The organism is Ilumatobacter sp. (assembly GCF_965215205.1).
GTDB lineage: Bacteria > Actinomycetota > Acidimicrobiia > Acidimicrobiales > Ilumatobacteraceae > Ilumatobacter_A.
In genome coordinates, this window is record NZ_OZ244049.1 from 3,670,221 (window position 1) to 3,690,453 (window position 20,233).

Annotated in this window: 18 protein-coding genes; 8 read left to right on the forward strand and 10 right to left on the reverse strand. The window is 72.9% G+C overall.

The genetic code is table 11. The features are described 5' to 3' along the window. The first annotated feature begins 151 nt into the window (after positions 1-151). Together ACOOHC_RS17140 and ACOOHC_RS17145 are read left to right on the forward strand one after the other, a co-directional pair. Complete coding sequence (locus ACOOHC_RS17140) at positions 152-775, forward strand: hypothetical protein (RefSeq protein WP_420451609.1); 624 nt, start codon at positions 152-154, stop codon at positions 773-775. 221 nt (positions 776-996) lie between these two features. After that, the gene (locus ACOOHC_RS17145) at positions 997-1,269 is read left to right on the forward strand and encodes a WhiB family transcriptional regulator (protein ID WP_420451610.1); all 273 of its coding nucleotides are present in this window, start codon (positions 997-999) and stop codon (positions 1,267-1,269) included. Here the strand turns inward: ACOOHC_RS17145 and selB are convergent. Both selB and selA read right to left on the reverse strand, forming a co-directional pair. Then, on the reverse strand, positions 1,255-2,973 hold the full coding sequence (gene selB / locus ACOOHC_RS17150; RefSeq protein ID WP_420451611.1) for a selenocysteine-specific translation elongation factor: 1,719 nt from the start codon (positions 2,971-2,973) through the stop codon (positions 1,255-1,257). The genes ACOOHC_RS17145 and selB overlap by 15 nt on opposite strands. Positions 2,974-2,986: 13 nt before the next feature. Beyond that, a complete protein-coding gene (selA, locus tag ACOOHC_RS17155) occupies positions 2,987-4,294 on the reverse strand; it encodes an L-seryl-tRNA(Sec) selenium transferase (protein WP_420451612.1) in 1,308 nt (435 codons plus the stop codon). A gap of 205 nt (positions 4,295-4,499) precedes the next feature. Here selA and dut point away from each other — a divergent pair, with 205 nt between their 5' ends. Continuing rightward, on the forward strand, positions 4,500-4,937 hold the full coding sequence (dut, locus tag ACOOHC_RS17160) for a dUTP diphosphatase (RefSeq protein WP_420451613.1): 438 nt from the start codon (positions 4,500-4,502) through the stop codon (positions 4,935-4,937). Between the two features lie 38 nt (positions 4,938-4,975). Here the strand turns inward: dut and ACOOHC_RS17165 are convergent, their stop codons facing one another. Further along, positions 4,976-5,713: an NUDIX hydrolase gene (locus ACOOHC_RS17165; RefSeq protein WP_420451614.1), complete on the reverse strand. Its 738-nt coding sequence runs from the start codon at positions 5,711-5,713 to the stop codon at positions 4,976-4,978. A gap of 98 nt (positions 5,714-5,811) precedes the next feature. Between ACOOHC_RS17165 and ACOOHC_RS17170 the strand changes: the two genes are divergently transcribed. Then, entirely contained in the window at positions 5,812-6,303 is a 492-nt protein-coding gene (locus ACOOHC_RS17170; protein WP_420451615.1) for a PaaI family thioesterase, read from the forward strand. A 91-nt stretch (positions 6,304-6,394) separates the two neighbouring features. Here the strand turns inward: ACOOHC_RS17170 and ACOOHC_RS17175 are convergent, their stop codons facing one another. After that, on the reverse strand, positions 6,395-8,113 hold the full coding sequence (locus tag ACOOHC_RS17175; RefSeq protein ID WP_420451616.1) for an NAD+ synthase: 1,719 nt from the start codon (positions 8,111-8,113) through the stop codon (positions 6,395-6,397). A 109-nt stretch (positions 8,114-8,222) separates the two neighbouring features. Between ACOOHC_RS17175 and ACOOHC_RS17180 the strand changes: the two genes are divergently transcribed. After that, positions 8,223-10,766, forward strand: a complete 2,544-nt coding sequence (locus ACOOHC_RS17180; protein ID WP_420451617.1) for a penicillin acylase family protein — start codon at positions 8,223-8,225, stop codon at positions 10,764-10,766. A 60-nt stretch (positions 10,767-10,826) separates the two neighbouring features. Here ACOOHC_RS17180 and ACOOHC_RS17185 read toward each other — a convergent pair whose 3' ends face one another. Then, on the reverse strand, positions 10,827-13,196 hold the full coding sequence (locus tag ACOOHC_RS17185) for a PQQ-dependent sugar dehydrogenase (RefSeq protein WP_420451618.1): 2,370 nt from the start codon (positions 13,194-13,196) through the stop codon (positions 10,827-10,829). 226 nt (positions 13,197-13,422) lie between these two features. On the opposite strand from ACOOHC_RS17185, the gene glnII reads away from it, so the two are divergent. From glnII to ACOOHC_RS17200, 3 genes are all read left to right on the forward strand, one after another. Further along, entirely contained in the window at positions 13,423-14,436 is a 1,014-nt protein-coding gene (gene glnII / locus ACOOHC_RS17190) for a glutamine synthetase GlnII (protein WP_420451619.1), read from the forward strand. A gap of 130 nt (positions 14,437-14,566) precedes the next feature. Beyond that, positions 14,567-15,904, forward strand: coding sequence for a type I glutamate--ammonia ligase (gene glnA / locus ACOOHC_RS17195; protein ID WP_420453819.1), 1,338 nt, complete (start codon positions 14,567-14,569; stop codon positions 15,902-15,904). Next, positions 15,901-16,596 carry a winged helix-turn-helix domain-containing protein gene (locus tag ACOOHC_RS17200; RefSeq protein WP_420451620.1) on the forward strand — a complete coding sequence of 232 codons (696 nt, stop codon included), beginning with the start codon at positions 15,901-15,903 and terminating at the stop codon, positions 16,594-16,596. Before glnA ends, ACOOHC_RS17200 begins: the two co-directional genes overlap by 4 nt. Positions 16,597-16,641: 45 nt before the next feature. Here ACOOHC_RS17200 and ACOOHC_RS17205 read toward each other — a convergent pair whose 3' ends face one another. The 5 genes from ACOOHC_RS17205 to ACOOHC_RS17225 all read right to left on the reverse strand — a co-directional run bounded on the left by ACOOHC_RS17205 (position 16,642) and on the right by ACOOHC_RS17225 (position 20,162). Further along, positions 16,642-17,202, reverse strand: coding sequence for a hypothetical protein (locus ACOOHC_RS17205; protein ID WP_420451621.1), 561 nt, complete (start codon positions 17,200-17,202; stop codon positions 16,642-16,644). Positions 17,203-17,313: 111 nt separating this feature from the next. After that, on the reverse strand, positions 17,314-18,048 hold the full coding sequence (locus tag ACOOHC_RS17210) for a GDSL-type esterase/lipase family protein (protein WP_420451622.1): 735 nt from the start codon (positions 18,046-18,048) through the stop codon (positions 17,314-17,316). Positions 18,049-18,168: 120 nt separating this feature from the next. Further along, positions 18,169-19,554, reverse strand: a complete 1,386-nt coding sequence (locus ACOOHC_RS17215) for an 8-oxoguanine deaminase (protein WP_420451623.1) — start codon at positions 19,552-19,554, stop codon at positions 18,169-18,171. Between the two features lie 7 nt (positions 19,555-19,561). Next, complete coding sequence (locus ACOOHC_RS17220; protein ID WP_420451624.1) at positions 19,562-19,717, reverse strand: hypothetical protein; 156 nt, start codon at positions 19,715-19,717, stop codon at positions 19,562-19,564. A gap of 88 nt (positions 19,718-19,805) precedes the next feature. Continuing rightward, positions 19,806-20,162 carry a RidA family protein gene (locus ACOOHC_RS17225; protein ID WP_420451625.1) on the reverse strand — a complete coding sequence of 119 codons (357 nt, stop codon included), beginning with the start codon at positions 20,160-20,162 and terminating at the stop codon, positions 19,806-19,808. Positions 20,163-20,233 lie beyond the last annotated feature (71 nt).

A 20,233-nucleotide genomic window follows, 5' to 3' on the forward strand; every position in this document is an offset into this window, starting at 1 on the left:
ACCCTCGCTGCCCCCGCCGTCGGCACCCGCCCCGGCCACGGCGCCGATGCCACCGCCGCCGTCCGGGCCGGTCGTGTCCTCGTCCGGGCCCGGCACGCCGGTCGGCTTCGCACCGCACGTCGCGGCGGCGACGACCGGGCGGCGATGGCCGATGAGGCTGCTGGCCTCCTCGATCGGGCTCGTCGCCCTGCTCGCGATGGCGGGTCTCGCAAGCGGATCTCGTGGTCCGGTCGGCGGGATCGGATCGACTCCCGACATCGACGAGCTCGTCGTGTCCGTGGGCTCCACGACGCCCTCGCCACCTGCCGTCGACGACCCGACGGATCTCGCATCACCGATCTGCGTCGAGCTGCAGCAGGTGCGCGCCCTCTCCGACGAGGTGTCGGTCATCATCGGTGACGCGCTCGAGGAGATGACCGCCCCGCCGGGCGAGATGGACGAGGCCCTCGTGCTCGCCCGGTTCCGCGACGCCGCCGATCTGATCGACCGCTCCCTGCCTGATCTGCTGGACGCGTACGAGTCCGCGGCCCGGATGGCGCCCGCCGAGGTCGCGGCGGACCTCGGGGCCGTCGAGGACGGCACCGCGCTCCTCGCGCCGACGATCGTCGACACGATGCGAGCGGTCCGGTCCCTCGACGGCCTCGGCGCGATCGACCGGGCGCTCGCGACACCGGAGATGGCGGACGCCGCGGTCGAGGCAGGGCAGGCGTCGCTGAGACTGGACGGGTTCACCATCCCGACGTGCGGCTTCTCGTTCTCGAACGCATCGCCGTGAGGTCGTCCCGGCCCGGTCGCGCACCGGACGACGGCCGCGCCGATGCCGGTCACCGCCCGTTCGACGCGGTGTCGCCCGTCGCCTCACCCATCCGAGTGATCACGACGTCGTGAGGCGACCGCCGCGACACGTTCCGTGACCAGTTCTTCACAGAACACATTGACGAGTGATGTCTTGACCACCTACCGTGAGGCTTTCAGACGGACGAACGGGAGACAGCGATGGACAACTCTCAGCAGCGGCGATCCGGGGACTGGCGCGACTCGGCGGCCTGCGCTGGGCGACTCAGCTCGACCTTCTACCCCCCGCCGCGCTCGGAGGACAAGTTCACCCGGCGCCAGCGTGAATCGCGCGCCAAGGCGGTCTGCGCGACCTGCGCGGTCCGCGACGACTGCCTCGACCACGCGATCAGCAACGACGAGCGCTACGGGATCTGGGGCGGGCTGAACGGCCGCGAGCGTCGCCGCCTCGTCGCCGTCTCACTGGCCGGGTAGGCGCGGTCCGCCGATCCGCACGTCGCCGCGACGGCGGGTCACGCCACGGGCGTCGAGCTCGCCGACGAGCGGCAGGACGTACTTGCGGCTCGCACCGGTCGCGTCGCGGAAGTCGGCGACGGTGAAGCCGTCGGGGGTCCGTGCGAGCAGCTCGGCCGCCACGTCGGCGGCGTCGTCGAGGGTCCGCGCGTGGAACACGATCCCGTCCCGCTCGACGACGTGACCCCGGCGGGCGAGCTCGCGCACGTCGTTGCGGTCCACCCCGTCCGCCGACGGGGGCGCGAAGCCGCCCCGGAGCAGCTCGTCGAGGAAGGGGTGGTCGACGTAGGGGTCGATCGAATCGGCCGGGCGGACGAGACCCGCGTCGACGACCACCTCGTCGGTCGCCTCCGCTGCGGCGCGCTCGCGCTCGTCGAACGCCGCGAGGTCGATCCCCGCCGGTCCGGCCCCGCGCACCCGCTCGACCACCGACTCGATCGTCGCCGCCAGCGCCTCGTCGGTGGTGACCCACTCCCCCAGGGTCGGCGGGACCGCCTCCCCCGTCAGCCGCTCGAGCTCGTCGACCCCGACCCACTCCCGCTCGCGCACCACCCGTTCCACGCTCCGGTCGGGAGCGGCCCGCGAGGCGCGCAGCACCGGGGCGATGTCGAGGATCTCGCCGCCGCCGACCGTCTCGTCGCGACCCGACTCGCGCAGCACGTAGCGGTCGCCGGGGAGCACCGGCAGCGCGACCGGCAGGAACATCCGCACCGAACCCCGGGTCCCGGGAGCGAGCGCCTCGGACCCGAGCACGCGCATCCGGACCGGGTGCTCCCCCGACCCGACGTAGGCCACGTACGCGCCGCGCCGCGACACGTCGTGGTCGAGCGACGGGAGCACCTCGAGCGAGGCGTCGACGCGGTCCGACAGGTGCCACCGGTGCGTCTCGATCACGGCGTGCCCGCGTCGGAGCTCGCCGTGGTCGACCCCCGACAGGTTGACCGCGACGCGGTTGCCCGGGCCGATGTCGTCCAGCGCGCGGCCCGCGCTCTGCACCGAGCGGATCCGGACCGCTCGGTCACCCGGGGCGACGTGGACGTCCGACGTCGTCGACAGCCGACCGCCGACGAGCGTCCCGGTGACCACCGTGCCGCTCCCCTTCGCGGCGAACACCCGGTCGATCCACAGCCGCGGGCGGCCCCGGTCGATCGCCGACCCGGCCCGGCTCACCAGGTCGTCGATCGCGTCGCGCACCTCGTCCACGCCTGCCCCGGTGGTCGACGACACGGCGACCACCGGCGCGTCCTCGAGGAAGGTGCCGGCGACGTGGTCGGCCACGTCGAGGTGGGCGAGCTCGAGCAGGTCGTCGTCGACGAGATCGACCTTCGTGAGCGCGACGATCCCGTGCGAGATCCCGAGGAGCTCGAGGATCCGCAGGTGCTCCTCGGACTGCGGCTTCCACCCCTCCGTCGCCGCGACGACGAACACGCAGGCGTCGATGCCGCCGACGCCGGCGAGCATGTTGCGCAGGAACCGGACGTGGCCGGGCACGTCGACGAAGCTGACCTCCGTCCCCGACCCGAGCGTGGTGTGCGCGAAGCCGAGGTCGATCGTCAGGCCGCGGCGCTTCTCCTCGGCGAACCGGTCGGGGTCGGTCCCGGTGAGCGCGAGCACGAGCGACGACTTGCCGTGATCGACGTGACCGGCGGTCGCCACGACCGTCACGAGCGCTCCCCCGTCACGAGCGGGGCGCCGTCGCGCCGTCGCCGTCGGTCCCGACGATCGCCGCCAGCGCAGCGGTCAGATGGGCCTCGTCGGTGGGATCCACCGACCGCAGGTCGAGGATCGTGCGATCGTCGCGCGTGCGCGCGATCACCGGCGTCGGCCGCTCGCGCAGGGCGGCGAGGTGGTCGCCGCGCACGACGAGCGCGAACGAGGGCATCGTGATCCCGGGGGCCGATCCGGCTCCCGGGAGCGCCTCCGTGGCCTCGACCGCGAGGTCGGCGGCGTCGACCCCGTGCTCGTCGACGAGCCGCTCGCGCATCGCGGTCGCGCTCGCCTCGAGCTCGTCGAGCGGCCGCGCCACCATCCTCCAGAACGCGATGTCGGTCGCCGCGCGACCGTCGAGGTACGTGAGCGCCGTGTCCTGCAGCGCTCGCAGCACGAGACCGCCCGGGCGCAGGGCGCGGGCCAGCGGGTGACGGGCGCAGCGCTCGACGAGGTCGGCTCGCCCCGCGATGATCCCGGCCTGGGGGCCGCCGAGCAGCTTGTCGCCCGAGAAGGTGATCACGTCCGCGCCGTCGGCGATCGCCTGCACCGCCGCCGGCTCCCCCGCCGACCAGGCGGGCGGGGCACCGGGGAGCCAGGGGACGTTCGCGTCGAGCAGCCCGCTGCCGATGTCGGCCATCACGTCGACGTCGAGGGTGGCGAGCTCGGCGATCGACGTCTCCTCGACGAAGCCGTCCACCCGGTAGTTGCTCGGGTGCACCTTCATCACCAGGGCCACGTCGGTGTCGGGGCTCGAGACCGCCCGCTCGTAGTCGGCGAGGCGGGTGCGGTTCGTCGTGCCGACGTCGACCAGGCGGCACCCGGAGCGCTCCATCACCTCCGGCACGCGGAACGACCCGCCGATCTCGACGCTCTCGCCGCGGCTCACCGGCACGTCGCGCCCCTCGGCCAGCGCCGCGAGGACGAGCAGCACCGCGGCGGCGTTGTTGTTCACCACCATCGCCGACTGCGCGCCGCAGAGCCGGGCGAAGAGGCGCCCGACCGCGCTCTGGCGCGACCCGCGCGCTCCCGAGCGGAGGTCGAACTCGACGGTCTGCGCCGTCGCCGCCTGGCGGTGGGCGACGGGGGCGCGACCCAGGTTGGTGTGCAGCAGGACCCCGGTGGCGTTGACGACGTCGGTCAGCAGGGAGCGGCGGAACCCCTCGGCGCGCTCGTGGGCGCCCTCGACGTCGTCGGCCTCGATCGCCTCGCGAGCGATGTCGACGCAGATCGGGTGCGGGAGACCGTGCCCCCTCAGCGACCGGGCCAGGGAGTCCACCGACGGTGGACGACGCGGCGCGTTCACGCGAAGCCCGACCCCACGTCGCACGCCCACGCCACGACCCCGCCCTCCGCGCCGACGCGCTCCGAGCCCGGGATCGTCGTCATCGAGCCGAGTGTACGACCGCCGCCCACCCGCAGCGGCGCTCGCGGCCGCCGTCTCGGGGTCGGCGGCGTGGTCCACCCCGGTACGGTCGGGCGCGATGAGCACGAGCGTCCCCGTCGTCCGCCTCGACCCCGACCTCCCGCTCCCGGAGTACGCGCACGAGGGCGACGCCGGGCTCGACCTGCGCGCGCGCACCGACGTCGTCCTCGCCGCGGGCGGCGGCCGGGCGCTCGTCCCCACCGGGATCGCGATCGCGATCCCACCGGGCCACGCGGGGTTCGTCCTCCCGCGCAGCGGTCTGGCGATGCGCCACGGAGTCGGCGTCGTCAACGCCCCCGGGCTGATCGACGCCGCCTACCGAGGTGAGATCAAGGTCGTGCTGATCAACACCGATCCCACCGACGACTACGCCGTCGAGCGCGGCGACCGCATCGCCCAGCTCGTCGTCCAGGCCGTCGAGACCGTCACGTGGTCGGTGACCGACGAGCTCGACGGTGCCGATCGCGGCGGCGGGTTCGGTCACTCCGGTCGCTGACCCGATCCGCCGGCGACACGACGCGGCCCGCCGCGCCGTCAGCCCCAGGCGAAGACGGGCTGCTCGAACTCGCCGACGCGGGCGTCGTCGCCCACCCGACCGTCGATGCACACCCACCGGAAGCCGACGAGGACCGCCCCGGTCGGGGCGTGGATCAGGTCGCCGCCGAGCGGGACCTGCACCACCGGCCGATCGCTCTCGGGGATCTCGACGAAGCGCGGCGAGTCGTCGCGGGCCAGCTCGTGGAGCCCGATGCGGTACGCGGCGAGCACCTCGTCGGGGTTCGGGTCGAGCTCCACGTCGCTGCCCGCCCACACCACGACCGGGGTCATCACGTAGCCGGAGCGGGTCGCGTAGTCGTCGAGCAGCCCGAGCACGCGGTCCGGCGGGATGCGTGCGCCGACCTCCTCCCACGTCTCGCGCAACGCCGCCTCGACCACCGTCTCGCCGTCGTCGACGCGCCCACCGGGCAGCGCCCACTGCGAGGCGTGGGTGCTCAACCCGGCGCTGCGCCGGCAGAGCACGAACGACGCCCCGCCGGCCACCCCGGACATGGCCCCGTCGAGGCCGCCCTCGTACCCGGGGATCACGCGCATGTCGGCGTCGGAGAACTCGTGGGGGTCGTCCACGTCGTCGCCGACCCGGGAGTCGACCAGCACGATCGCGACGGCTGCGTGTCGACGTCCCTCGAGCTCGAGCTCGACGCGGTCGTGGCGCGCCAGGCGCTGCTCGATCGCCTCCCGCAGGTCGTCGTCGTAGCGGATCGGGGCGGTCACCGCCCCAGTGTGGTCCAGCCGCCGCGTCGCCCCCGCAGCGGCGTCCGACCACGTCTCCGCGACCGCTCGTGGCCCTGCGATCGCGTAGCGTCACGGGTGTGACGCGCATCAGGCTGCACAACGACGACCTCGGCTACGACACCAACTGCTTCGTGTGCGAGCAGTCGAACGCCGCAGGGCTGAAGATCCCGTTCTTCCACGACGACGATCGCGACGTCGTCACGGCGGAGTTCTCCCTCCCCGATGCGTTCAGCGGCGCGCCGACGATGCTCCACGGCGGCGTCGTGCTCGCCGTCCTCGACGAGGCGATGGCGTGGGCGTGCATCGCGATCGGCCGGCAGTGGGCCGTCACCTCGACCACGTCGACCGACTTCCACCGGGCGATCTACGTCGACAAGCCCCACGTCGTCGTCGCCGAGGTCGTCGAGCAGACCGACAGCGAGATCCGGACCGCGGCGCGCATCTCCAACCTGAAGGGCGTCGTGCGCGCCGAGGCGACGGCCACCTTCACCGCCCTGGGCGAGGCCCAGCTCAAGCGGGCGGTCGGCGAGAGCGGCGAGACGATCGACGCCTCGATGCGCCTCGACTGAGCTCCGCCGCCGCTCCGGCGCGCCCGACGTCGTGGTGGAGACGTCGTGGTGGAGCGGTCGTGGTGGGGTGGTCGTGGTGGGGCCGTCGCGATCAACCGCGGTAGTGCGACGTGATCGGCAGGCGGCGGTCCTTGCCGAACGCCTTGCGGCTGACGCGCACCCCGGGCGGGCTCTGACGCCGCTTGTACTCCGCGACGTCGACGAGGCGCGTCACCCGCTGCACGAGGTCGGGGTCGTGGCCGAGCTCGACGATCTCGCCGGCGGTGCGGTCGTCCTCGACGTAGAGCTGCAGGATCGGGTCGAGGACCTCGTACGGGGGCAGGCTGTCGTCGTCGCGCTGATCGGGTCGCAGCTCGGCCGACGGCGCCTTGGTGATCACCCCCTCGGGGATCACCTCGCGGCCGTCGCGCCGGTTGACGTAGCGGCACAGGTCGTACACCCGGGTCTTGAGCACGTCCTTGATCGCCGCGTACCCGCCCACCGAGTCGCCGTAGATCGTGAAGTACCCGACCGCGAGCTCGCTCTTGTTCCCCGTCGTCAGCACCATCCACCCGAACTCGTTGGACAGCGCCATCAGGGTCTGCCCCCGGCAGCGCGACTGGATGTTCTCGAGCGTGAGACCGGGTTCGCGCCCCGCGAACGACTCCGCGAGCATCTCCTCGAACGCCTCGAAGGCCGGCTCGATCGAGATCGTCCGGTAGTCGATGCCGAGGTTCTCGGCGAGCAGCTGGGCGTCCGAGCGCGAGTGGTCCGAGGAGTGGCGCGACGGCATCGACACCCCGTGCACGTGGTCCGCGCCGAGGGCGTCGACCGCGATCGTCGCGACGATCGTCGAGTCGATCCCGCCCGACAGACCGATCACGACGTCGTCGAAGCCGTTCTTGCGGCAGTAGTCGCCGGTGCCGAGCACGAGGGCGTCGTAGAGCTCGCGATCGGCGTCGAACGGCTCGGCGATCGGCGAGGCCGGCGGCGACGCGGCGCCCACCGGTGCGGTCGACACCTCGACCACGGGGAGCAGCGCCTCGGTCGCCCGGCCGCGCGGGTCGAGCAGCCGCTTGCGGTACACCGGCGGGACCGGCACGTCGACGACGAGAAGCTGCTCGCGGAACTGCTCGGCGCGCCCGAGCAGCGCGCCCTCGTGGTCGAGGGCGACCGACCCGCCGTCGAACACCAGCTCGTCCTGGCCACCGACCTGGTTGACGTAGACGATCGCGCAGCTCGAGTCGGTCGCGCGCGTGGCGAGCAGTCGCTCGCGCACCGCGTCCTTGTCCACCGCGTACGGCGACCCGTTGATGTTCACGTTCAGCTCGGCACCCGCGGCCGCCTGCTCGGCGACCGGGCCGGACGGGCTCCAGATGTCCTCGCAGATCGAGATGCCGACCTTCACGCCACCGATCAAGTACAGCTCGAGCGGGTCGGACAGGTCGCCGGCGGTGAAGTAGCGCTGCTCGTCGAAGACCGTCGAGTTCGGCAGGAGCCGCTTGTGGTACCGCCCGACGACGGCCCCGCCGACGCACACCGCCGCCGCGTTGTACAGGTCGCGGTCCTGGTCGACGAAGCCGACCACGGCGGCGCAGCGACCGGTGCGCGCCGCGAAGCGCTCGAGCACCTCGAGGTTGTCCTCCACGAACCCCGGCTTGAGCACGAGGTCCTCCGGCGGGTACCCCGTCGTCGAGAGCTCGGGGAAGGCGACGATGTCGCAGCCGGCGGACTCGGCTTCGTCGTAGGCCGCGACCAACTTGGCGAGGTTGGCCTCGAGCGCGCCGACGGTGGGGTTGAGCTGGGCGAGCGCGACTCGGAGCACCGTCACCGGGCCGACCCTAGCCCCGGCCCGATCGACCCCTCCGTCGAGCCGTCCGCCGCCTCGAGGTCTGGCAACATGGGGGGTCGTGCGCCAGCGGTCGGGATCGAGGAGGACGGTGGCCGCCGCGCTGGGCGCCGTCGCGCTCGTCGCCGCCGCCTGCACGCCCGGTGACGGTCCCGAGTCGATCCCGCTGCCGACCTCGCCCGACACCACGACGACCACGACCGCCGCGACGGTGTCCGAGACCACGACGACGTCCGCGCCCGAGCCTCCCGCGTACGAGGCGACGATCCGCCGCACGACGGGCTCGGTCCCGCACATCGAGGGACGCGACGTCGACGACCTCGCGTTCGGGCAGGGCTACGTCAGCGCGCAGGACCACGGGTGCACCCTCGTCGACCAGATCCTCAAGATCCGGGGGGAGCGCTCGGCCCACCAGGGCCCCGGCGCCGACGGCCAGAACGTCGAGAGCGACTTCGCGTGGCGGGCGATCGACGTCGTCGGCGTCGCCGCCGACGACTTCGCCGCGGCGTCGCAGGACGTGCGCTCCGAGTTCGAGGCGTTCGCCGCCGGGTGGAACCGACGACTCGACGACGGCGACGGCGACCTCGACGGGTGGTGCGCCGGCGACGACTGGATCGCGCCGGTCGAGGCGCTCGACGTCTACGCCTACGCCCGCTCCGTCGCGCTGCTCGCCAGCAGCGCGAACCTCACCGACTTCATCGCCTCGGCGCGACCCCCCGCGGCGCCGGACGCGGCGCCCCCCGGTGGCGCACCGCCGTCCGACGACGCGACCGCCGAGGGCTTCGCCGCGCTGGCGCCCCCCGTCGACGTGGGGTCCAACGGGTGGGCGATCGGCGCGGAGCGGACCGAGGGCGGCTCGGGCGGGATGCTCGTCGCGAACCCGCACTTCCCGTGGGAGGGCGAGCTGCGCTTCGCCGAGGTCCACCTCACGGTCCCCGGCGAGATCGACGTCTACGGGGCGCAGCTCGTCGGGCTCCCCGGCGTCGGGATCGGGTTCACCGCCGGCGCCGCCTGGACGCACACGGTGTCGGCGGGCCACCGGTTCACGGCCTACACGCTCGACCTCGCTCCCGGCTCGGCGACCACCTACCTCGTCGACGGCGAACCGCGGGAGATGACCGCCGTCGAGCACACCGTCGAGATCCTGCGGCCCGACGGGTCGTTCGATCGCGAGGCGCGCACGCTGCACCGCAGCGAGTACGGCCCGATCCTCGACTTCCCCGGCGTCGGCTGGAGCTCCGAGCGCGTGGTGACCTACCGCGACGCCAACATCGACAACGACGAGTTCGTCGAGCTCTACGCCGACCTGCTCGACGTGTCGAGCCTGGACGACGTCGTCGAGGCCCACCGGCGCCACCAGGGGGTGCCGCTGTTCAACACGATCGCGGTCGGGGCCGACGGTCGCACCTGGTACGCCGACACCTCCGCCACCCCGAACCTGTCGGCCGAGGCGGAGCTGCTCTACATCGCCGAGCGCGACTCGGGGGAGGGCCTGACGAGCCTCGCCGCGGCGTCGGGTGTGATCCTGCTCGACGGCTCGGACAGCCGGTTCCGGTGGGAGGAGGTCGAGGGATCGCGCGACCCCGGGCTCGTCGCGTACGAGGAGTTCCCGAAGGTCGAGCGCGACGACTACGTGTTCAACGCGAACGACAGCTTCTGGGTCCCCAGCGACGAGTTCACCCTGTCGGGCGACCACTCGGTGATGTTCGGTCGCCAGGGGATCGCCCAGTCGATGCGCACGCGCCAGAACGCAGCGGTCCTGTCGTCGACGAACCGCGAGGGGCTGGCCGGGGACGACGGCCTGTTCAGCCCCGCCGAGCTGCGCGGCGCGGTGCTCGACAACGCGGCGTCGACGGCGCGCCTGCTGCGCGCCCCCGTCGTCGAGGCCTGCCGGGCGGCCCCGATCGTCGAGGTGCCCGAGCTGATCGACGACGACGGTGCCGTCGCGCTCCCGGCCCAGACCGTCGACCTGACTCCCGCGTGCGACGTGCTCGCCGGGTGGGACGGCCGCTTCGACCTCGACAGCTCCGGCGCGACGCTGTGGCGCGAGACGTTGGCCCGCTTCGATCGGGGTGATCTCACCGAGGCCGGGACCCTCTTCTCCGAGCCGTTCGATCCGGAGCGGCCGACGACCACGCCGGCGGGGTTCACCGCCGACCCGGCTCCGGTCCTGCAGGCGATGGCGCGCGCCGTGCAGACCCTGCGCGCCGGGGGCTTCGACGTCGGCTCGACGCTGGGCTCCGCGCAGTTCACGTCGCGCACGGGCGACAGGATCCCGATCCACGGCGGGACCGACCTCGAGGGGGTGACCAACGTCGTGTCGTGGTCGTCGCGGGGCACCTCGGGCGAGGAGGCGCCGACCCGCGGCGACCTCGTCGTCCCGGGTGGCGAGCTGCGCGGCGACGGGTACCCGATCAACTACGGGGCCAGCTTCCTGCTCGTGGTCGACTACACCGCCGGCGACCCGAGCGCGTCGGCGATGCTCACCTACGGCCAGACGGGGCTGCGCGACTCCGAGGGCTTCGCCGCCCCGACGATCCGGTTCAGCGAGAAGGAGTGGCGCCAGGTCGCCTGGACGCCCGACGAGATCGCCGCCGACCCCGAGCTCGACGAGACCACCGTCGTCGAGCCCTGACGGGACCGGCGACGACCGCGCCCGGCGGGCTCCGCCGTGGCGAGGCCCGCCGTGAGACGACTACTCGAACCAGCCGAGCACGTCGACCGTGAGGTCGGTGGACGACTCGCCGGCGAAGAGCACCTCGCCGCCGGCGTCGAGGCGGGTCAGGGCGAACGCCGCCCGGATCTGGCCGGGTCCGCTCGCGTTGACGTTGGAGACCTCGGGCACCGCGCCACCGGAGAAGGCCGTCAGGTAGCCCCGACCGGCCGTCCGGGCCAACGTGAGGTTCTGGGCGACCGCCGACGCCGAGGCCGGCGCGGCGCTCGGGTCGATCCCCGCTCGGGCGCCGGCGCGGAGCCGCCCGAAGCCGAGGCCGACGCGCGTGTCGACCTCTCGGCTCGGGGCGACGAGGTGGAAGCGGCCGCCGGTGGCCGGCGCCGACGCATCGCCGGTGACGTAGCCGACCACGTCGACCACGACCTCGTCGACGCGCTCCAGGTACACGTCGATCCGCGACCGGTCGTCGAGCGCGACGAGCGCGAGGTTGGCCCGGACGTCGGGAGCGCTGTTCACGTTCACGTTCGAGGCGACGGGGAGCGGCGAACCCTGGCTGACCGCCGTCGCGAAGCCGGGGGTCGGCGACGTCGAGTTGATCGCGGTGATCGTGACCGCGACCGCGTCGACCCGATCGACGTCGAGCGGCACCCCGCCCTCGCCGGCGACGAGCACCTCGACCCGCTCGCCGCGACCCGCGGGGCGACGCGCGTACACGTTGAGGTCGGCGAACGGCCGGCGGGTGTCGACCAGGCGGTAGGGGTCGGTCGCCGTGAAGCGCCCGGCCGCGACCGCCCCCGGCTCGTCGACGTAGAAGCCGGCGACGTCGATCAGGACGTGCGCCGTCGCCTGGGTGAAGACGAGGGCACGGCCCTCGGAGTCGAGCGGGACGACCGTCAGGTTCGAGACGTTGTCGGCCGGCGGAGCGTTGACGTTGGAGGTGGCCGGTCGTGCCGTGCGAGGCGCCCACGCCGTGGCGAACGCCGACTGCGAGCGCGGCTGGACGAGGGCCACGTTGGCCACGGCGGCCGTCGCCTCGGCGGGAGCGTCGAGGTCGACCAGGCGCGTCTGCCCGGCACGCAGCGGCGAGCCCGACGACGTGGCGCGCGAGTCGAAGCGCCGATCGAGCGCCGGCAGCGCCTCGTAGCGCTGCGGGCCGCTGTCGGCGGCAGCCGGCGCGAGCGGGGGCCGCACGACGTGGATCTCGCCGTTCTGCTGGACGTACCACAGCTCGGCGCCGTCGGGTCCGGTCGTGAACGCCAGGTCGGTCGGTCGCGACACGGTGTCGAACACCTCCGAGCTCGCGACGTCGCTGCCGCCGCGGTACGCCCACACGGTGCCCAGCGCCCCGTCGGCGACGAGGTAGGTCCCGTCGTACGCGGCGGGCCAGGCGCCGTCGGGCACGTACGCCCCTCCGGTGACGAACAGGCCGTCGTCGTGGCCGTAGTCGGCGATCGGGTCGACCAGGCCGCTCGGAGGTCCGGCGCAGGGCGGGTTCTCGCCCTGCGGGCAACGGCCCTCCCGGATCGGCCAGCCGTAGTTCGCCCCGGGAACGCCCTCGTCGACCTCCTCGCGCGCCCCCTGGCCGACGTCGTTGATCCGGAACCGGGTGTCGTCGGTGTTCGGGTCGAACGCGAACCGGTACGGGTTGCGCAGGCCCGACGCGAAGATCTCCCGGCACGTCGTGGTGGGGGTCGCGGCGGTGTTGCCGCGCAGCCGGCACTCCGCGGTCCCCGGGCCGGTGAACGGGTTGGACGACGGCGCCCGCCCGGTCACCCGGTCGACGCGCAGGATCTTGCCGTTCAGCAGCGACAGGTCCTGGGCGGCGTCGTTCGCTCCCGCCGTGCCGGAGTCGCCGCGCGGGTCGCGCCCGGCGTCTCCCGTGGCCACGTAGAGGAACCCGTCGTTGCCGACCTCGACGTCGCCGCCGTTGTGGTTGCCGTTGACCGCCGAGATGCGGTCGATCAGCACCACCTCGCTGGCGGTGTCGATCCCGCCCTCGTCCATGAAGAACCGGCTGACGCGGTTCACGCACCCGCCCGGGGCGTTCGCCGCGACGGTGCGGTAGACGTACACGAACCCCGCCGTGACGAAGGCCGGGTCGGTGGCGAAGCCGAGCAGGCCGCGCTCGGAGTTCGAGCACACGGCGAAGTCGGCCAGCGTCACCACCTCGGTGGCCGGGCCGCGGTCGTCGACGCGCAGGACCCGCCCCGTCTGCTCGAGCACCACCACCCGACCGTCGGGGAGGCCCTCGACCGTGGTGAGCGTCGCGACGTCGGCGACGACCTCGTCGACGAACCCGGGCGGCGCGGCCCCGAGGTGCTCGCCACCGGCACCCTGGGACACCACCACGGCGGCGACGACGATCGACAGCACGGACAGCGCACGACGCATCACCGCACGCTACGACCTCGGCGCCGGGCGGTCGACTCGGCAGGCCGCGACCCCCTCCGACCAGCGCCGGGACCCCCTTTCACATTCCGTTCACGGACGGGCAACGGGTCGGAAACCACGCGTGGGGCACCCTTCGAACTCGGTCTCGGGCCCCACGATAGGGTCCGCCGGGTCCCGCAGGGGCCGACGAGACCACCACCGACAGCGAGAGAACGAGGACAGACACGTGGCAATCAAGGCCGAGTACATCTGGATCGACGGGACGGAACCGACCCCGTCGCTGCGCTCGAAGACGAAGATCCTCGACGAGCCGACGGACGACTACCCGATCTGGGGCTTCGACGGTTCCTCGACGAACCAGGCGACCGGCGACAAGAGCGACTGCGTGCTCAAGCCCGTCCGGGCGTTCCCCGACCCGATCCGCGGCGGGGACGACGTGCTCGTGATGTGCGAGGTGATGCTCGTGAACGGCAAGCCGCACCCGACCAACACGCGCGCCGCCGCCGCGAAGACGGCGAAGAAGTACAAGAAGCACGAGCCGCTGTTCGGGATCGAGCAGGAGTACACGATGCTCAAGTCCGATCTCAGCCCGCTCGGGTTCCCCGAGGGCGGCTACCCCGCTCCGCAGGGCCCGTACTACTGCGGCGTCGGCGAGTACGCGATCACCGGTCGCACCATCGCCGAGGAGCACATGGACGCGTGCCTCAGGGCCGGCGTCGGCCTGTCGGGGATCAACGCCGAGGTCATGCCCGGTCAGTGGGAGTTCCAGGTCGGACCGCGCGGCCTGCTCGAGGTCGGCGATGAGCTGTGGGTCGCGCGCTGGCTGCTCCACCGCATCGCCGAGGAGTACGGCGTGGTGATCAGCATCGACGCGAAGCCGGTCAAGGGCGACTGGAACGGCGCGGGTGCGCACACCAACTTCTCCACCGCCGAGATGCGCGACGACGACGGCCTCAGGTTCATCGAGGAGGGGTGCAAGGCACTCGGCGAGAAGGCCGCCCTGCACATCAAGAACTACGGCGCCGGCGTCGAGGACCGCCTCACGGGCGCCCACGAGACGCAGCGCTTCGACCAGTTCAGCTTCGGCGTGTCCGATCGCGGCGCCTCGATCCGCATCCCGTGGCAGGTCGACCAGGACGGCAAGGGCTACCTCGAGGATCGTCGCCCGAACGGCAACATGGACCCCTACGTCGTCGCCCGGCTGATGACGGACACCGTCTGCTCGGCGATGCCGAGCTGAGCTGAGCGCTCCGGCCGCCGGCGGGCGGCCGAGAGCACCGACGGGCGACAGGGGCGAGGGAGCGATCTCTCGCCCCTCGTCGTCCTCTTCTTCCGTCCCCGATCGAACCTGGAAGGCTGGTGGGGTGAGCATGCTCGAGCAGCAGCGCGACTACGTCCTGCGATCCGTGGAGGAGCGCGGCGTGCGCCTGATCCGGCTCTGGTTCACCGACGTGCTCGGGAACCTCAAGAGCCTCGCGATCACCCCGCCCGAGCTCGACAACGCGCTCTCGGACGGGATGACCTTCGACGGGTCCTCGATCGACGGCTTCAGCCGCGTGCAGGAGTCCGACGTCCTCGCGATCCCCGACCCCGACACCTACGAGCTGCTGCCGTGGGGCGACCCCCTCGCCCCCGAGGCGCGCATCTTCTGCGACGTCCACCACCTCGACGGCACCCCCTTCGAGGGCGATCCCCGCCAGGTGCTGCGCCGCCACGTGCGCGCCGCCCACGAGGCCGGCCTCACCTTCTACATGGCTCCCGACGTCGAGTTCTTCTACTTCGAGCCCCCGGTGCCGGGCGCCGAGCCGGTCCCCATCGATCAGGGCGGCTTCTTCGACCACACCACCAACGACCTCACCGGCGAGCTGCGCAAGCAGACGATCCGCACGATCGAGACGATGGGGATCCCCGTCGAGTACAGCTTCCACGAGGACGCGCCGGGCCAGCAGGAGATCGACCTGCGCCACACCGATGCGATGACGATGGCCGACTCGGTGATGACGCTGCGCCTCGCGGTGCGCGAGATCGCGGCCCGCAGCGGGGTGCACGCGACCTTCATGCCCAAGCCCGTCGAGGGGATGCAGGGCTCGGGGATGCACCTGCACATGTCGCTGTTCCGCGGCGACGAGAACGCCTTCTACGACGGCGACGACCGCTACCGCCTGAGCGAGACGGCGAAGTGCTTCATGGCCGGCCTCCTGCGGCACGCGAAGGAGATCACGGCGGTCACCAACCAGACCGTCAACAGCTACAAGCGCCTCGTCCCCGACTTCGAGGCCCCCGTGCACATCAGCTGGGCGCGCAACAACCGCAGCGGCCTGATCCGCGTCCCGATCGCGAAGAGCTCGAACCCGCTCGCCACCCGCATCGAGTACCGCTCCGCCGATCCGGCCTGCAACCCGTACCTCGCGTTCAGCGTCATCCTCGCGGCCGGGATGCGCGGGATCGAGGGCGGCTACGAGCTGCCGGTCGAGGCCGACGCCAACCTGTTCGAGATCGACGACGACGAGCTCGGCCAGCGCGGGATCGACAAGCTCCCCCAGTCGCTCCACGACGCGCTCGTCGTGATGGAGGAGTCGAGCCTGGTGCGCGAGGCCCTCGGCGAGCACATCTTCGAGTGGTTCCTGCGCAACAAGCGCTCCGAGTGGCGCGCCTACAAGACCCAGGTCACGCCGTTCGAGCGCGATCGCTACCTGAGGGCGCTGTGAGCGGGGACGGCGCGCGGATGCTCGTGGTGCTCGCCGACCCCGCGCCGCCGGAGCTCGCGCGCACCCTCGATCTCGCCGGCTACTCATGGAAGGCCGTCGCGACGATCTCGGCCGCGAACGAGGCCGAGCCCGACGGCGGCTGGGCCGGCATCGTCGTCGACGCCTCCGCCGACCTCGACGGCGCGTGGGCGTTCCTGCGCTCGGCGCGCAAGCAGAACTCCGACCCGGCGCGCGCGCTGGTCCTGGTCACCGGCGCCCAGATCGGCGAGCTGCAGCACCGTGACGACCTGTTCGACGACTTCTGCCTCTCGCCGTTCCACCCCGCGGAGCTCGAGGCCCGGCTCCGGCACATGCTGACCGCCGAGGTCGAGGTCACCTCCGCCGATCTCGTCGAGTACGGGGAGCTGATCCTCAACCTCGAGACCTACCAGGCGTCGATCGCCGGCCGACCGCTCGACATGACCTACATGGAGTACGAGCTCCTCAAGTTCCTGGCGCAGAACCCGGGGAAGGTGTTCACGCGTGAGATCCTGCTGAGCCGCGTGTGGGGCTACGAGTACTACGGGGGCGCCCGCACCGTCGACGTCCACGTCCGGCGCCTGCGCGCCAAGCTCGGCGAGCAGCACGCCGGGCTGATCCAGACGGTGCGCTCGGTCGGCTACCGCTTCGGCCAGTCCCGCTGGGAGACCTGACCCACGTGCGTCCGTCGGAGCGGCCCGACGGGTCGTCCGACCACGTCAGTCGGCGGGCAGCAGGTAGCCGACCACGTCGATGACGACGTGAGCGGCGGCGCCGGTCCCGCCGACCGTCAGCCGTGCGAGCTGGTCGTTCGGGTTGTCGCCGCGGAACGTCGGCACGATCCCGCTGTTCACCTCGCGCTGGCCGGAGCCGGTCCACGCGAGGTTCGAGATGATCTCCGTTCGCTCGTCCTCGAGACCCTGCAGAGCCGCGTACCCGCTGCCCTCGGTGGCGGTCGCGGTGACCGTGTACGCGACGGCGACGGCCTCGGTCGGGATCCTCGGCTCGACGCCGTCGTACCTCTGAAGACCGATGATCCGCTGGGAATCGATCCGCTCGCGATCGTCGATCGTGCGCGAGTCGTACGCCCGGAAGCCGTCGATCGCGACGTAGTGCGACGGTGCCGACGCGGAGGGGGCGCTCTGCGCGGCGACCCGCGCTCCGACGAAGCCGCCGGCGACGGCCATCGTCACCGACGCGAGCGCTGCGAGCCCGACCCGACTCGGCGCCCGTCGGCGAGGGGAGGTCGTGTCAGCGGGGGCGGGGGGCGTGCGATCCATCGGTCTCCTCGGTGGACGGATCCCCCCGGTCTCCCGAGGGGTCGGCCGAACGTCGGTCGAGGACGCAGCTTCGCGGTGCACCGACGGCGCGCGACCATCGGAGCGCGGCCCTCAGGCGCCGACGAAGTCCTCGACCGTCTCGGCGACGAGGGTGGCGAACTCGATCGAGCCGCGATCGCTCGGGTGCACCCCGTCGCCGCTGAGCACGCCGGGGTCCGTCGCGAGCTCGCTCCACCGGCCGACCGTCGCGTTGCCCCGTTCGTCGAGCGCTCGCTCGATCGCTGCGTTCATCAGCTCGCTGCCCTCGGCGCGGTGCGCGATCCACGTGTCGATCCAGATCAGCGGCGCGTCGTCGGGGATCGGCTCGAGCACCTCGTCGACGACCGCCACGATGTCGTCGACCTCGGTCGAGTTGCCGATGTCGTTGGTTCCGAGGGCGACCACCCACAACCGCTCGGCCGGGTCGGCGGCGAGCTCGGGGTCGGGTTCGGAGGCCAGCGACGTCGCGAGGTCGGTCCCGCTCGTGTTCCCGCCCGGGTCGGCGTCCATCCGCTTGCCTTCCTGGGCCAGGATCGTGACCGGGTAGCCCGCGAGCGCGAGCTGCTCCTCGAGCGACGGGGTGGCGCCGACGGTGATCGAGTCGCCGATCACGACGATCTCGGCGACCGCGGCGGGGCGCTCGGCGCGCGGTCCGCTCGGCTCGGTCGTGGTCGTCGTCGTGGCAGCGGTCGTCGCGGCGGCGCTGGACGTCGTCGTGGCGGCGGTGCCCGACGACGCCTCCGTCGTCGAGCACGCGACGGGCGCGAGCGCGGCGAACCACATCAGAGCGATCGGGCCGGCGCGCATCTCGACAGTCTGGCGAGTCGCCGCAGCCACGCCACGTCACCGGTCCCCGCCGGCGCCTCGTCGGGTCCGCCGCGACCTCGGGGCCGGTCCCCTGGCGCGCCCGCACCCGGTCGCGGCGCGTCAGATCGCCTGCTGGACGCGGCGCGCGAGGCGGTCGTGCTCGACGAGGAACTCCGCGACGCGCTCGCTCACCAACCGCGAGTCGCGCACGATCGCACGCCCGGCCACGAGGGTGTCGCGCGCGGACACCGGTCCGCAGCGCAGCCACGCCTCCACGGGGTCCGACACCGCGCCGGCGTGGACCGGCCCGGTGAGGTCCCACACGGCGAGATCACCGACCCCGCCGACGCGGAGCGATCCGATCTCGCCCTCGCGCCCCAGGCACCGAGCGCCGCCGAGGGTCGCGATCTCGAGCGCCATCCGCGCCGATCCGGCGTCCGCCCCGTCGCGCAGCTTCGCGAGCAGCATCGCCTGACGGGCCTCGAGCCACAGCGACGCGCTGTCCGCCGACGACGATCCGTCGACGCCGAGACCGACGTCGACACCGGCGGCGCGCAGGTCGACCACCGGTGAGATCCCCGACGCCAGGATCATGTTGCTCGAGGGGCAGTGCGCCGCCGACACCCCGGCGGCGCCGAGTCGGGCGATCTCGTCGGCGTCGGGGGTCACGCAGTGCGCGACCCAGGTGCGGTCGGTGCACCAGCCGGTGCGCTCGAGGTACTCGGTCGGGCGGCAGCCGAACGTCTCGAGGCTGAACGCGTCGTCCTCGGCGTTCTCGGCGAAGTGGGTGTGCAGCCGGACGTCGAGGCGCTCGGCCAGCTCGGCGGTGCGCACCATCAGCTCCTCGGTCACCGAGAACGGCGAGCAGGGCGCGAGGGCGATGCGGGTCATCGCCGCGAACGACCGGTCGTGGTGCCGGGCGACGGCCTCCTCGCAGGCCGCGAGGATCTCGTCGTCGTCGGCGACGACGTCGTCGGGGGGCAGCCCTCCGTCCTTGACCGACAGCGACATCGACCCCCGGGTGGGGTGGAACCGCACCCCCAGGTCGCGCGCCGCGTCGATCTCGGCCGTCAGCAGGTCGCCGGCGCCGTGGGGGTGCAGGTAGAGGTGGTCGGTGGAGGTGGTGCACCCCGACAGCGCGAGCTCGGCCAGGCCGACCCAGGCCGAGACGTGCACCGACTCGGCGTCGATCGTGCGCCACAACGGGTAGAGCGAGCGCAGCCACCCGAACAGCGGCTTGTCGATCATCGGCGGGTACGCCCGCGTCAGGTTCTGGAACAGGTGGTGGTGGGTGTTCACCAGCCCCGGCGTGACGAGGCACCCGGACGCATCGATCGTGGTCACCGCGTCCGGGGGCTCACCCGAACCGATCGCGGTCACCAGGCCGTCGGCGATCGCCACCCACCCGTCGTCGATCTCGCGCCGCTCGTCGTCGACGGTGGCGACGCAGCGGGAGTGCGCGACCACGACGTCGGCGGTGCCGGCGGTCGGCGGCGGATCGCTCACCGACCGGTCAGTCTTCGAGCTCGAGCAGCTCGCTGTCGGGGTGGCGCGCGACCCCGTCGCGCCGCATCGCCTCGCCGAGACCGGCCGACGCCGCGGCACCGGTCATCAGGACCGCGACGGGGATCGCGAGCATCGCGACGATGAGGATGATCGCTCCGAGCACGGGCCCGATCCTACCCGCGGCGTGCGGGTGCCACCGAACGTCGAGGGGTCGTGCGGATCTCGAGGAGCCCGTGCGCCGGGCGGACCACTCAGTCGCCGCCGGCGAGGTGGGCGATCGCCTCGATCTCCACGAGGAACCCGGCGGGCAGCGACCGGACCGCCACGCACGACCGCGCCGGGCGGTGGTCACCGAACGCCGCGGAGTACTCGCGGTTGAACTTGGCGTAGTTCTCCATGTCGGTCAGGAAGCACGTCGTCTTGACGACGTCGTCGAGCGATGCGCCGACCTCGGCGAGCAGGTCGCGCAGGTTCGTCATCGCCTGCGCCGTCTCCGCGGCCACCCCGCCGTCGACGACGCTCCCGTCGAGCAGGCCGCCCTGACCGGAGACGAAGACGAGGTCGCCGGAGCGGACCACCGGGGTGTAGGGGCCGAGGGGGGTGCTCATCGCGCCAGGCTATTGCTCGGGCGCGATCCGTCGTGCGACCCGGAGCGATATCGTCTCGATCCGGAGGACGT

What these genes read in the sequence shown, in the direction of transcription:
- ACOOHC_RS17140 (WP_420451609.1), top strand. Translation starts at nt 152, where the DNA reads ATGAGGCTGCTGGCCTCCTCGATCGGGCTCGTCGCCCTGCTCGCGATG.
- ACOOHC_RS17145 (WP_420451610.1), top strand. Translation starts at nt 997, where the DNA reads ATGGACAACTCTCAGCAGCGGCGATCCGGGGACTGGCGCGACTCGGCG.
- dut (WP_420451613.1), top strand. Translation starts at nt 4,500, where the DNA reads ATGAGCACGAGCGTCCCCGTCGTCCGCCTCGACCCCGACCTCCCGCTC.
- ACOOHC_RS17185 (WP_420451618.1), bottom strand. Translation starts at nt 13,196, where the DNA reads ATGCGTCGTGCGCTGTCCGTGCTGTCGATCGTCGTCGCCGCCGTGGTG.
- glnA (WP_420453819.1), top strand. Translation starts at nt 14,567, where the DNA reads ATGCTCGAGCAGCAGCGCGACTACGTCCTGCGATCCGTGGAGGAGCGC.
- ACOOHC_RS17205 (WP_420451621.1), bottom strand. Translation starts at nt 17,202, where the DNA reads ATGGATCGCACGCCCCCCGCCCCCGCTGACACGACCTCCCCTCGCCGA.
- ACOOHC_RS17210 (WP_420451622.1), bottom strand. Translation starts at nt 18,048, where the DNA reads ATGCGCGCCGGCCCGATCGCTCTGATGTGGTTCGCCGCGCTCGCGCCC.
- ACOOHC_RS17225 (WP_420451625.1), bottom strand. Translation starts at nt 20,162, where the DNA reads ATGAGCACCCCCCTCGGCCCCTACACCCCGGTGGTCCGCTCCGGCGAC.